Source organism: Dyella lutea (assembly GCF_024158035.1).
Lineage (GTDB): Bacteria > Pseudomonadota > Gammaproteobacteria > Xanthomonadales > Rhodanobacteraceae > Dyella_A > Dyella_A lutea.
This window is the reverse complement of record NZ_JAMZEK010000005.1, coordinates 1-12,193: the sequence shown is the minus strand read 5'-3', so window position 1 is coordinate 12,193 and position 12,193 is coordinate 1. Positions and strand designations below refer to the sequence as shown.

The window sequence follows — 12,193 nt, the reverse complement described above, 5'->3', positions numbered from 1 at the left end:
TGTTCCGGAGTCGCCTGTGTCCCTGAGCCATCCTTCCTCCTCGCCCTTGCGCCAGCGCCTGCGCCCACTGGGCTGGCTGGCCGCCACGTATCTGGTGATCGGCGTGATCACGCGCATCGCGCTGCTGGTGATGACCGGCAAGGGCGTGAGCCCGAACCCGCTCAACTACCTCTACGCGTTCGGCGTGGGCGCGATCGCCGACCTGGTGACCTTCGTCTACGTCGCCTGGCCGCTGGTGCTGTTCCTGTGGATCGTGCCGACCGAGCGCCCCGCGGTGCGCAGCCTGGCCGGCTGGCTCGGCTGGATCGCCGCCCTGCTGGCCGGGTTCGGCTTGTGCTGGGGCCTGCTGTACCTGAAGTGGCAGGCCAGCCTGCACGAGGTGTGGCCGCTGGCGATCCTGGCGATCTACCTGCTGCCGCTGCCCGCGCTGGCGTACAACCGGCGCAGCGGTCGCGGCTACCTGTACGGATTGGCCCTGGCGATGCTGTTCGGTCTGATGTTCGTGGGCGCGGCCGAGCTGGTGTTCTGGAACGAGTTCGGCGTGCGCTTCAACTTCATCGCGGTGGACTACCTCGTCTACACCACCGAGGTGATCGGCAACATCCGCGAGTCCTACCCGATCGGTACCTGGCTGGCCCTGCTGGCCGTCGGCGCGGTGCTGGTTCTGTGGCTGAGCCGGCGGCGCGTGTGGCGCCGCGACGAAGGCTCGCGCTTCGGCACCCGCAGCGTGCTGGCGCTGACGTGGCTGGTGCTGAGCGTGCTGGTCACCGCCGGCTTCACCGCCGACATGAAAGACCGCACCGACAACAACTACGTCAACGAGCTGGCCGGCAACGGCATCTTCCAGTTCTTCGCCGCGTTCCGCTCCAGCCACCTCGACTACGCCAAGTTCTACCGCACGCTGCCGCAGGACGAGGCCTATGCGCGCGTGCGCAAGCTGCTGAAGACACCGGAAGCCACCTATCTCAACGACAGCCCGCACGATCTCACCCGCGAGATCCGCCACAACGGTCCGGAGGAGCATCTCAACGTCGTGCTGATCAGTGTGGAAAGCCTGTCGGCGGACTACCTGGGCGTGTTCGGCAACAAGCAGCACCTCACACCGCAGCTCGATGCGCTGTCCCGGCAGAGCATGTTCTTCGAGAACGCCTACGCCAACGGCACCCGTACCGTGCGCGGGCTGGAGGCGCTTTCGCTGTCGATCCCGCCGACCCCGGGCGATTCGGTGATCAAGATGAAGGGCAACGAGAACCTGTTCTCGCTGGCCGACATCTTCAACGACCGGGGCTACGTGTCCGAGTTTGTCTACGGTGGCTACGGCTACTTCGACAACATGAACTACTTCTTCAGCCACAACGGGTACCTGGCGGTGGACCGCAAGGACTACCCGAAGGGCGCCATCATCCACCACGAGAACGTATGGGGCGTGTCCGACGAGGACCTGTACACCATGGCGCTGGCGCAGATGGACCGGATCCATGCGCAGGGCAAGCCGTTCTTCCTGCACATCATGACCACCTCCAACCACCGGCCATACACCTTCCCGGCCGGGCGCGTGGATTTCCCGCAGGGCTCGCGCTCCGGCGCGGTGGCCTACACCGACTGGGCGATCGGCGACTTCCTCAAGCGCGCCAGGGACAAGCCGTACTTCAAGGACACCGTGTTCGTGATCACCGCCGACCACGACGCGGCCAGCGCCGGCAAGGCCAGCATCCCGATCAACCGCTACCACATCCCGCTGTACATCTACTCGCCGGCGCACATCCCGCCGCAGAAGGTCGAGCGCCTCACCGCGCAGATCGACGTGCCGCCGACCCTGCTGGGCCTGCTGCACTTCAGCTACCGCAGCCGCTTCTTCGGCTACGACGTGTTCCAGCTCGAGCCCGGCCGCGAGCGCGCCTTCCCCGCCACCTACGAGAAGCTCGGCTACCTGCGCCACGGCCTGCTGACCGCGCTGGAACCCGGCCGCAAGATGGAGCAACTGGTCCCCGACTTCGCCACCGGCGACGCGACGGCGGCGCACCCGGTCGACCAGGCGCTGGTGGACGAAGCGATCGCCTACTACCAGGTGGCCGCGAACCTGTTCAAGCACGGCGAGCTGGCGCGGCGCCCCGAGGACAGCACGCCGGTACAGCCGCTGCCGCCGACCCCGGCAGCAAGCGGCGATATGCCGGCGGCAACCGGTTCGGCCAACACGCCCGCAAGCGCCTCAAGCGCGCCGGCGGGCCACTGACCAGGCTTCGACCCGGGCCAACACGCGGGACAGCGGCGTGCGCAGCAGTAGTGCGGCCACGCCGATGCCCACGGCATCGGCGAGCACATCGAAGGCATCGGCGTCGCGCGGTGGATCCAGCCACTGCGCGAACTCGATGAAGACGCCGAACGCGAGACATCCGAGCGCCGCCCAGGCCCGCGCGCCGCGCGAGGCGTAGACGTTGCCCCACCAACCCATCAGGCAGGTGAAGGTGACCGCGTGCAGCAGCTTGTCGCCGTCCGGCACCGCCAGCGTGATGCCGGGATCGGGGCGCAACGCCATCCACAGCGTCCAGGCCATGATCGCCAGGCCCAGCGCGACCCAGCGGCGATGCCAGCGCAGGTGCGCGGGGCTTGCGCTCACAGCCGCGCGGCCGGGCGCTCGCCGACCAGGTCCTCGTCGATGGGCAGCGGGACGAGGCCGCGCGCGAACAGCATTGCCTGGAAGCGCTCGCCCATCTGCTCGGGCAGGGTCAGCCGCTTCACCTGCTGGGCCAGCCGGTAGCGCGCGGCCTCGTCGGGTGCGGCGGCGAATGCCGCTTCGAACGCCCGCGGCAGGCCCGACGCCATCAGGAAGGCGGACTGCGGCAGATAGTTCACCAGCGTGAAGCCGGCCCGCTCACCCGCCTCGGCCAGCGCGGTGAAGTCGACCGATGCGGTGAGGTCGTTGAGCCCCGGCAGGTACAGCGGGTCGGCATGGGCGCGGTGGCGATAGTGCGCCATCAGGGTGCCGTCGCGCCTTCCGGGCAGGTAGTACTCGCGGCGGGCGAAGCCGTAGTCGACCAGCAGCATCGCCCCGGCCTCCAGCGGGGCGGCGATCGCGGCGATCCACGCGGCGAGCTGCGGCAGCAGCTCCGAGCGATAGCCGTCAGCGAACGGTGCGCCGAGCTCGTGCTCCAGCGCGCGCACGGCCTGTTCGGTGCCCCCGCTGGCCGGGTGATCCTGGCGCACCAGCCGGCCATCGGTATCGACGGCGACGACCTCCTCGAAGACGGCGCTGTCGCGGATCGCAAAACGCACCACCGGCAGCGCGTCGACCACTTCGTTGGCGAACAGCACGCCGCGCCACGGCGCGGACGGCGGCCGGTCCAGCCACTGCACGCGCGCGACCACGTCGGCGGGCAGCGCCGCAAACAGGCGTTCGCGCTGGCGCTCGCGCAGGTCCGCGCTGGGCTCCAGGATCAGGTAATGACGGGGCGGCGCATCGGCCTCGTCCATCGCCCGCAGGGCGACCTCGGCGAACGCGCCGCTGCCGCCGCCCAGCTCGAGGAAGTCGGCCGCGTCGCCGCACGCGGCCAGCACCGGGGCCATCGCCTGCACCACGCAGCGGGCGAACAGCTCGCCCAGTTCGGGGGCCGTGGTGAAGTCACCGGCCTCGCCGAACTTGGTGGTGCCGGCGCTGTAGTAGCCCAGCCCGGGGGCATAGAGGCAGCGCTCCATGTAGCGGTCGAACCGCATCGGGCCGTGCGCGGCGATCTCGTCACGCAGCATCGCGACGAGGCGCGCGGAGTGCGCGCGTTCGTCGGCGGAAGGTTCGGGGAGTCGGTCCTGCATGGGCGCGTCGTCGGTTGGTTGAGCGCGCAAGGATACCGGGTCGGTCGGGCCGGAACGGATCGCGGCGAGGGGTGCGCCGCGACCATCTGGCACCCCGCTCCGGGTGTGGCGGGGCGACCGGATCGCGTCAAAAGTCCTTCTGTAGCGTCAGGTACAGTCCGCGCCGCGGACCGAACTGCGGCGCACCCACGCCGATGCCGCTGCCGTCGCGCAGCTCGTACACGCGGTCGAGTGCGTTGATCAGCGCCAGTTGGGTATGCAGCTTGCCGGTGCTGGCGAAGTCAAAGTCGTGCGACACGCTCAGGTTGAGCTGGAAGTAGGCCGGCAGCGAGGCGCCGTTCGGGACGGCACCGTCCCTGCGCAGGCCGCTGCCGAACAGATAGTTGGCGCCGACCCGGGTGTCGTCGCCGAAGGCGTAGCTCACGCCGCCGGACGAGGAGTACGCCTGGTCGTGGTCGAGGAAGATCCAGTGGTCGGCAACGTAGGCGAGGTCGTCCGGCGCGAAGTTGTACTGGCTGGTGATGACGTGCGTGCCCATCGCGCGGCTGGCGGCGAGGTTGAAGTACGCACTGAGCGGACCGTTGTCATAGTTGGCGGTGAACTCCACGCCCTTGATGCGGCCCTTGGCGTAATTGAAGGTGGAGTACACCAGTGCGGCGCCAAACTGGCCCTCATCCTGCAGGCGCTGCACCCTGCGGTAGTAGGCGTCCAGGCCCAGCGTGAGGTGGGCGCCGACGTTCTGCGAGATGCCCGCGTCGAAGTAGTCGGCGCGCTCGGACAGCGGCGTGTTGTCGCCGTTGTCGGGCAACTGGTTGGTGGTGCCGTTGAACTTGGCGATGTTGGCGGTGGTGATCGCCTCGGTCGCCGGTGGCGTGAAGTAACGCGCGTAGCCGGCGTGCAGCACGGTCGAGTCGCTGGCCTGGTAGACCGCGCCCAGGCGTGGGCTGAGCTGGCTCTCGGTGCGGAAGGCCTTGTACTGGTCTCCGCGCAGGCCGTAGTTCACCGTCAGCCTGTCGCCGATGCTCCACTCGTCCTGCACATAGGCCGACCAGGTCTTGGCGGTGATGCGGTTGCCGTCGAGGATGTTGATCGGCGCGTTGCTGATGGGGTTGCCGTTGGCATCGGCCGGGAACACCCACGCGTTGTTGCTGCTGGGCGCCCGCTCGAAGCTGCCGTAAACGCCGTAGCGCAGGGTGTGATGGTCGCCCAGCGGGGTGGAGAAGTCAGCCTGCAGGGTACTGGCGCGATTGCTGCGGTCGATGGTCGAGGCGACCCCGTTGAACATCAGGTCGCCGATCAGGTCTGGCGTGAATTCGAGGCTGGAATAGCGCTGGCCCAGCGCCACCTGGTAGTCGGTCTGGCCCAGCCTGCCCTGCAGCGACAGCACGCCGAAGCGGGTGGTTTCGCGCTGGCGCTCGTTGAGATTGGCGGAGTTGAAATCGGTCTGGGCGAGGTAGCCGAAGCTCGGCTGCTGGTCCGGGTTGTTCGGGATCTGGAAGCGGCTGTTCGCCGCGCCGAACATGAAGCTCAGGCGCGTATCGTCGTTGATCAGGTAGGAAACATCGCCGAACGCCTTCACCTGGTTGGTGTGGTCGTGGATCGGCTTGCGGCTGGCCGTGGGATTCTCCACGCCGACGTCGCTCTCCAGATAGTTCGCGGTGAGGAACCAGCTCCAGCGGTCCTTGCTGCCCCAGATCGAGGCATTCGGGTTGAGCGTGCCGAACGAGCCACCGGTGATACCGACGCTGCCGCCATTGCCCAGGTCGTGGCCGTTCCGGGTGGTGATGTCGACCACCGCGGCCGTGCGCAGGCCGTACTGGGCGGGCAGCGCGCCATCGAGCAGCTTCACGTTCTCGATGGTTCGCGTATCCAGCGTCTGGCCGAAGCCGGAAATCGACTCGGGGATGATCACCCCGTTGATGCGGTACTGCAGGTTGGCGTGGTCGCCACGCACATGCAGCCCGCCGTAGGAATCCTGCACCACGCCCGGCGCCTGCAGCACCACCTGGTTCAATGGCGTGGCCGCGCCCAGCGGCAGCTGGGCGATCGCCTTCCGGTCGATCACGTACTGGCTGGAGCCGGTATCCGGCGACAGGGCGTTGCGCGCCTGGTCGAGCGCGGCGCTCACGTCCACCGAACCGAGCTGCTTGACCTGGACCGGCTGGTTGCGGGCCGCCGGCGTGTTCGATGGCGCGTCATCCGGCGCAGCGGGGGCATCGGCGGCGAATGCGGAAGATGCGCCCAGGGCGCAGGCCAGGCTGAGGGCAAGCAGGCGAGGAGTCATCAAACGTCCAGTAAGCGGAAGGGAAGGAAGCGGCTATGCGCAATTGATACGTTATAACATTGCGAGGTGGAGCGGAAGCCTTACATCCCGGAAGTCATGCTCCGGGCAATGTCGTTGGCGGCGCTTCATCGGCGGGTGCCGACACTTGCGTCCTGCCCGAAGTCCGAGGAGGCACGATGAACACGCCCGACCGCTCGCTGCCGGTGCCCTACCAGCCCGGCGCCCACGACCGGGTCGCCCAGGCCTTGCTCGACTTCGTCAGTCGCATTCCGGCGGCCGAGGTCGAGCCAAGCGCCGACCCGCTCGCCGACGCGCGTGCGCTCGGTCAGCGAGCGGCGCGCCGAGCCGCGGTCACCGCCGGTTCGCTGGCCCTGCCGCCGGGACCGCTGGGCTGGATGACCGTACTGCCGGAGCTGATCGCGATCTGGCGGATCCAGGCGCAGATGGTCAGCGACATCGCCGCCAGCTTCGGCAAGCAGGCCTCGCTTGGGCGCGAGCAGATGCTGTGGTGCCTGTTCCGCCACACCGCCGCGCAGGCCTTCCGTGACCTGGTGGTGCGCATGGGCGACCGCCTGCTGTTCCGCCGCGTCACCTACACCGTGGTCGAGCGCATCGCCAAGCAGGTCGGCGTGAAGGTGGGGCAGCGCGCGGTCGGCGCCGGCGTGTCGCGCTGGCTGCCGGTGGTCGGTGCGGTCGGCGTCGGCGCGTACGCTTACTACGACACTCGCCAGGTCGCGGCGACGGCGATCGCGCTGTTTGCCGCCGATGCGGGCTTCGTCGATGCGACGGACGCGAGCGAGGCCGCGACCCGATGAACTGTCACGCGGTTTGCGGCAAGCTGGTGCGATCCAGCTGAGCGGAAGCGCCCATGAGTCCACCCCTTCCCCGTCCGGTTGCGCTGATCACCGGCGGCGGTCGTCGCGTCGGCGCGGTGATCGCCCGCACCCTGCATGCCGCCGGCTACGACCTGGTGCTGCACTACCGCCATTCGGCTGACGCGGCCGAGGCGCTGGCCGCCGAACTCGAGCAGCAGCGGGAGCAAAGCGTGCAACTGGTGCACGCCGAGCTGGCGGCAGTGGATATGCTGCCCGAGCTGGTCACCGCCGCACTGTCCCGGTTCGGGCGGCTCGATGCGCTGGTCAACAACGCGTCGGCGTTCTACCCGACGCCGGTCGGCAGTGCCACGCAGGCACAGTGGGACGAGTTGTTCGCTTCCAACGCGCAGGCGCCGTTCTTCCTCGCCCAGGCGGCCACGCCGGCGCTTCGCCGGGCCGGCGGGGCGATCGTCAATCTGGTGGACATCTACGCCGAATGGCCGCTGGCCAACCACCCGATCTACTGCATGGCCAAGGCCGCGCTGCTGGCGATGACCCGCGCGCTGGCGCTGGACCTGGGCCCGCAGGTGCGGGTCAATGCGGTGGCACCCGGCGCGGTAATGTGGCCCAGCGAAGGCAAGTCCTACGACGACAAGCAGGCCATGCTCGACCGCACCCCGCTCAAGCGCGCCGGCTCACCGGAGGACGTCGCCAGCGCCGTGCTGTGGCTGCTGCGCGACGCCCCGTTCGTCACCGGCCAGGTGATCCGCGTCGACGGTGGGCGCACGCTGTCGGTGTAGCGCCCGGGCCGGAGTACGGCGGCTCCTTGCGGCCGGCTCGTATCCATCACCACGGACGCCCCCGCTCGCCTCCTGCTGCCCGAGCGGATAGGTTTGTTGCCCCGGCACAGCTGCCGTGCCGGGACAACTCAAGGAGCGACACCATGAAGGAACGCGTTTCTACGGCGATCTTTTGCCTGTGGATGGCCGCCACGCCCGCCGCGGCCATGCAATGTGCCCGGGCCAGCACCCCGCTCGAGAAGACTCTCTGCAGCGACGGGCAACTCGCCGCCGCCGACCGGGCCATGGCAAAGGCCTACTTCACGCTGCTGCACAAGGTCGATGATCCGTCCATCCGCACCAGCCTGATCGCCAGCCAACGGCGCTGGCTGGCGGCACGCGAGCGCGATCTGGGGGAGCTGGACCGGGCCGACGGCATGGACAAGCGGACCCAGCGGAGCATCCTGCTTGCGGTGACGCGCCAGCGCACCCGCGATCTGCAGGCGCGTACCGAGGGTCAACCGCAGTCTGTGGCCACCGCGCTGCGTCAGCGCGCACTGACGAGCGCCTACTCCGGCGGCCCGTTTGCCGGATACCGGGTGGAGTGCGGTTTCATCCCCAGCCAGCGCGATGATCACAAGATGTACTACAGCTGCTTCGGCGGCCACGCCTACCAGCAAGATGACCGGGTCTGCTCGCAGAGCGAGGATTTCGCCAGCTATACCGTCGTGACAACGCGTGCCGTAGGCCGCGTGGAGAACGGCCATCTCAAACCAGTGGCCACCTGTGATTTCGGTGGCAGCGACAAAAGCTGCCCCGACGACGATGCCGATCGGCTCCAGGCGTGGAACACCCGCCCGACGACAGAGCAGTTCCAGTCCGGCTATGGCGACGGACCGCGGCTGGAGGTGGATCCGGATCTGGATACCGGCGACGAGGATCCAGATTGGCTCTCGCGCTGCCTTACCGCGCCCTCCTATCCGCCTTCAGCCACCGGCGGCCGCGCATCCGCAGAAGGCGCTCAACCGCTCCATCGATGATCGATGGCCTCGGCGCTGCGGCGGTGGGCACCATCGTGACTGGTGTGATCGCCGCCGCCTCGCCGGTGCCTGTGGCTGGCCGCTCGTGCGTCCGACCCGCGGCCGCACGCTCTCGGTGTGACGCTCAGCCCTTGGTGCGGAACGCCTGCTCCAGCAGGGCCGGCGGGAAACCGTCGCCGGCCTCGCCTTCCTCCGCATAGCGATACAGCGCAGCGGCATAGATGCCCTGCAGCGAGGACTGCACCAGCGCCAGCGTGATGAAGCCCAGCACCACGATGCCGATCGCCGCCACCACGGCTGCGATGGAGTGCGTGGAAAACGCGCCGCCGACCAGCACGATGGACACCAGCACGAACACGAATCCGATCACGCCGAACACCACGCTGAGCCCGGCGTTGCCGATCAGGTTTTCGCCCCAGGTGCGACGCAGCAGCTCGACCGAGCGCTTCACCGCATCCACCGGACCCACGCCTTCGCCGGCCAGCACCGGCACCACCAGGAAGGTGGCCACGGTCCAGGCCAGGCCGATCAGGCCCACGATGAAGCGGCCGATCAGCCCCAGCCGCTCCTGCACCATGCGCAGCAGCAGGCCCACAGTGGCGGCGATCAGCGCGTAGCCGAGGATGGCGCCGAAGCGCGAACCGGCCAGCGCCAGGCCGTCGCTTACCCCCGCCGCCTCGCCGCGCAGGCGCTTGAGCGCCACGCCGGCCAGCGCGGTGTTGAAGAAGAAGATCACGAAGTACTGCACGAGGTAGAAGAAGAACAGCAGCGTCCACGACGCCGTCGACAGCCCGTGCTGGTAGTGCACCCCCAGCCGCTCGCCCTCGATCGTCATCGCCGCCACCGGGATCAGGAAGCTGGCCATCACCACCAGGCTGCAGATGCCCGACAGCAGCGGAAACACCAGCAGCGACTTGTCCGACCGCAACACCCCGGCGCTGGCCTTCATCAGGTCCCAGCTGCGCGCAAACTTGCCCATGGATTCCCCTCCCCGGTTGATGCCGCCATGGTGGCGCAACGCGGCCGCATGGGGAAGATCAGCCCGCGGACGACTCCAGCCACGACGCGACCGTCATCGGCGCAGTCTCGGCCGGAAACGCCGCCCACAGCTCGGCCATGGTGCGGCCGGTCACCGGGTGCACGAACTGCGGCGCGATATCGGCGATGGGCCGCAGCACGAACGCGTGCTTGAGCTCATCGCGCGGGATCTGCAGGTGGCCTGGCCCCTCGGTGACGAGGCGGTCGTAGAACACGATGTCCAGGTCCAGCGTGCGATCGGAAAACCGCGGCACGTCGCGGCGGCGGCCCTGGCGATCTTCCAGCGCGTGCAGCCAGTCGTTGAGCTCCTGCGGCGACAGGTCGGTATCCAGACCCACCGCAAGGTTCACGAAATCCGCGCCATCGAAACCCACCGATCGGGTGCGGTACGCCGGCGACACCGCCAGCGCGCCGAAGCGCTCTCGCAGCTCGTCCAGTGCGGCGGTCAGATGACGCTGCGGCTCGACGTTGGAGCCGAGGCTCAGGTAGACACGGGCCATGAATCAGTCTCGGGCAAGGGCGGGTAGCGGATGATCGCCGCCCCGCGGCGCCGCGCCCAGCCCCACGCGCAGGTCGTTCCCGGTCGGCGGCTGGTACAGCGCCAGCCCGAACTCGGGCAGCAGCGCGTAGAGGTGATCGAATATGTCGCTCTGGATGCCTTCGTACGCGGCCCAGTCGGTGGTGTTGGTGAAGCAGTACAGCTCCAGCGGGATGCCGTGCGCGTCGCTGGCCAGCTGCCGCACCATGCAGGTCATCTGGTGATGGATCCGCGGGTGCTCGCTCAAGTAAGCGGTGACGTAGGCGCGGAAGCTGCCCAGGTTGGTCAGCCGGCGCCGGTTCACCGCCTGCTCGCCGGCCTCGCCCAGGCTGCGGTTCCACTCGGCCAGCTCGGTGTGCTTGGCGCCCAGGTACTCGCGCAGCAGGCGGAAGCGGCCCAGCCGCTCGAGCCCCTCGGCATCGAGGAAATGCACGGTGGCCGCGTCGATCAGCAGCGCGCGCTTGATCCGCCGCCCGCCCGACTCGGCCATGCCGCGCCAGTTCTGGTAGCTCTCGGAGATCAGCTTCCAGGTGGGAATGGTGACGATGGTGCGGTCGAAGTTGCGCACCTTCACCGTGTACAGCGTGATGTCGATGACGTCGCCGTCGGCGCCCGCACCGGGCATGGTGATCCAGTCGCCGACCCGCAGCATGTCGTTGGAGGCCAGCTGGATACCGGCGACGAAGCCCAGGATGGTGTCCTTGAACACCAGGATCAGCACCGCCGACATCGCGCCCAGGCCCGACAGCAGCAGGCCGATCTTCTTGTCGGTGACGGTGCCGATGATCACCAGCACGCCGACGATGAGCAGCAGCAGCTTGCCCAGCTGGATCACGCCCTTGATCGGCCGCTGCGCGCTGCCCGGCGTGGCGCGGTACATGGTTTCCATCGCGGTGAGCGAGGCGCTGAGCGCCAGCACCAGGAACAGCACCATCAGCCCCAGCGCCAGGTTGCCGACCAGACGCTCCACCTCCGGCGGCAGACCCGGCACCAGGGGCAGACCGAACTGCACCACGACCGCCGGCACCAGCCGCGCGATCCAGCGGAACACGCCCGCGCGGAACAGTTCGTCGTCCCACTTCCACGCCGTACGCACGGCCATCGCCCGTACCACGCGGAACAGGATCAGCCGCGCCAGCAGGCCGGCCAGCCATGCCACCAGCAGCAGAGCGACGGCGGCGATGGCGGTATGCATCACGGGCGTGCGGGCCCAGTCGGGCAGGGAATCCAAGACGAAGGGTCTCCTCGTGCAGGCCGCGCCAGGGCCCATAGGCGTATGGCGCAGCGGCAGTCGCGGGCAAGCACGCGAGGCCCGGCCTCAGCGCGCGCGGCAGCCTTGCATGCTAACAGGCCGCCCTACTGCGGCCGGACGCCCCGCTCGATCCGCACGCCGACCGCCTTCGCGCCGCGCACGGCGCCGGGCTTGGACAGTTTCAGCCGCACCCAGGCTACGCCGAACTCCTCGCGGATGATCGCCGCGCAGCGCTCGGCCAGCGTTTCCACCAGCCCGAAGCTGGACTCGCCCACGTAGGCGATCAGCCGCTTGGACACGTCCTTGTAGTTGAGCGTGTCGGCGATGTCGTCGCTGGCGGCCGGGCGCGTGTTGTCGAACGCCATCTCGATGTCGAACGACAGCGTCTGGCGCACCCGCCGCTCCCAGTCGTAGATGCCGATGACGGTGTCGATGCGCAGATCTTCGATAAAGACGATATCCATCGCGTAAGCGTCGGGCACCGCGCGCAGCGGCGCAAGCGGCCTGCTGCCGCAGAGGTAGATACCGTCTTACTTACCCCCCGACAAGGGCACGATTGGGATCGAACGGCAGGCCGGAACGCACCACTCCCCAAGCGATATGCAGCAGCTTGCGCATGGCTGCGCCCAAGGCCAGCTTG

The 12,193-nt window shown here is 68.7% G+C and carries 11 protein-coding genes; 4 read left to right on the top strand and 7 right to left on the bottom strand.

Going from position 1 to position 12,193, the window contains the following annotated elements; translation table 11 throughout:
* Positions 1-16: 16 nt before the first annotated feature.
* Positions 17-2,233, top strand: coding sequence for a sulfatase-like hydrolase/transferase (locus NC595_RS18830; protein ID WP_253568930.1), 2,217 nt, complete (start codon positions 17-19; stop codon positions 2,231-2,233).
* Here the strand turns inward: NC595_RS18830 and NC595_RS18825 are convergent.
* From NC595_RS18825 to NC595_RS18815, 3 genes are all read right to left on the bottom strand, one after another.
* Positions 2,210-2,617, bottom strand: coding sequence for a VanZ family protein (locus NC595_RS18825; RefSeq protein ID WP_253568929.1), 408 nt, complete (start codon positions 2,615-2,617; stop codon positions 2,210-2,212). The genes NC595_RS18830 and NC595_RS18825 overlap by 24 nt on opposite strands.
* A complete protein-coding gene (locus tag NC595_RS18820; RefSeq protein WP_253568928.1) occupies positions 2,614-3,807 on the bottom strand; it encodes a class I SAM-dependent methyltransferase in 1,194 nt (397 codons plus the stop codon). Before NC595_RS18820 ends, NC595_RS18825 begins: the two co-directional genes overlap by 4 nt.
* A gap of 127 nt (positions 3,808-3,934) precedes the next feature.
* A complete protein-coding gene (locus NC595_RS18815; RefSeq protein ID WP_253568927.1) occupies positions 3,935-6,091 on the bottom strand; it encodes a TonB-dependent receptor in 2,157 nt (718 codons plus the stop codon).
* 176 nt (positions 6,092-6,267) lie between these two features.
* On the opposite strand from NC595_RS18815, the gene NC595_RS18810 reads away from it, so the two are divergent.
* The 3 genes from NC595_RS18810 (at position 6,268) to NC595_RS18800 (ending at position 8,725) form a co-directional block, all read left to right on the top strand.
* Entirely contained in the window at positions 6,268-6,906 is a 639-nt protein-coding gene (locus tag NC595_RS18810) for a hypothetical protein (protein ID WP_253568926.1), read from the top strand.
* Positions 6,907-6,959: 53 nt separating this feature from the next.
* Positions 6,960-7,706 (top strand): pteridine reductase, encoded by a 747-nt coding sequence (locus NC595_RS18805; RefSeq protein ID WP_253568925.1) that lies wholly within the window; start codon positions 6,960-6,962, stop codon positions 7,704-7,706.
* 143 nt (positions 7,707-7,849) lie between these two features.
* Complete coding sequence (locus NC595_RS18800) at positions 7,850-8,725, top strand: lysozyme inhibitor LprI family protein (protein ID WP_253568924.1); 876 nt, start codon at positions 7,850-7,852, stop codon at positions 8,723-8,725.
* A gap of 124 nt (positions 8,726-8,849) precedes the next feature.
* Here NC595_RS18800 and NC595_RS18795 read toward each other — a convergent pair whose 3' ends face one another.
* The 4 genes from NC595_RS18795 to folB form a co-directional block, all read right to left on the bottom strand.
* Entirely contained in the window at positions 8,850-9,704 is an 855-nt protein-coding gene (locus NC595_RS18795; protein ID WP_253568923.1) for a DUF6159 family protein, read from the bottom strand.
* A 58-nt stretch (positions 9,705-9,762) separates the two neighbouring features.
* Positions 9,763-10,263: a 2-amino-4-hydroxy-6-hydroxymethyldihydropteridine diphosphokinase gene (folK, locus tag NC595_RS18790; RefSeq protein WP_253568922.1), complete on the bottom strand. Its 501-nt coding sequence runs from the start codon at positions 10,261-10,263 to the stop codon at positions 9,763-9,765.
* A 3-nt stretch (positions 10,264-10,266) separates the two neighbouring features.
* Positions 10,267-11,532, bottom strand: coding sequence for a mechanosensitive ion channel family protein (locus tag NC595_RS18785; protein WP_253568921.1), 1,266 nt, complete (start codon positions 11,530-11,532; stop codon positions 10,267-10,269).
* A 125-nt stretch (positions 11,533-11,657) separates the two neighbouring features.
* Positions 11,658-12,017: a dihydroneopterin aldolase gene (gene folB / locus NC595_RS18780; protein WP_253568920.1), complete on the bottom strand. Its 360-nt coding sequence runs from the start codon at positions 12,015-12,017 to the stop codon at positions 11,658-11,660.
* Positions 12,018-12,193: the final 176 nt, after the last annotated feature.

Excerpts from the sequence above, each read along its gene's own strand:
- NC595_RS18800 (WP_253568924.1), top strand. The coding sequence starts at position 7,850 with ATGAAGGAACGCGTTTCTACGGCGATCTTTTGCCTGTGGATGGCCGCC.
- NC595_RS18820 (WP_253568928.1), bottom strand. The coding sequence starts at position 3,807 with ATGCAGGACCGACTCCCCGAACCTTCCGCCGACGAACGCGCGCACTCC.
- folK (WP_253568922.1), bottom strand. The coding sequence starts at position 10,263 with ATGGCCCGTGTCTACCTGAGCCTCGGCTCCAACGTCGAGCCGCAGCGT.
- folB (WP_253568920.1), bottom strand. The coding sequence starts at position 12,017 with ATGGATATCGTCTTTATCGAAGATCTGCGCATCGACACCGTCATCGGC.
- NC595_RS18815 (WP_253568927.1), bottom strand. The coding sequence starts at position 6,091 with ATGACTCCTCGCCTGCTTGCCCTCAGCCTGGCCTGCGCCCTGGGCGCA.
- NC595_RS18805 (WP_253568925.1), top strand. The coding sequence starts at position 6,960 with ATGAGTCCACCCCTTCCCCGTCCGGTTGCGCTGATCACCGGCGGCGGT.
- NC595_RS18795 (WP_253568923.1), bottom strand. The coding sequence starts at position 9,704 with ATGGGCAAGTTTGCGCGCAGCTGGGACCTGATGAAGGCCAGCGCCGGG.
- NC595_RS18810 (WP_253568926.1), top strand. The coding sequence starts at position 6,268 with ATGAACACGCCCGACCGCTCGCTGCCGGTGCCCTACCAGCCCGGCGCC.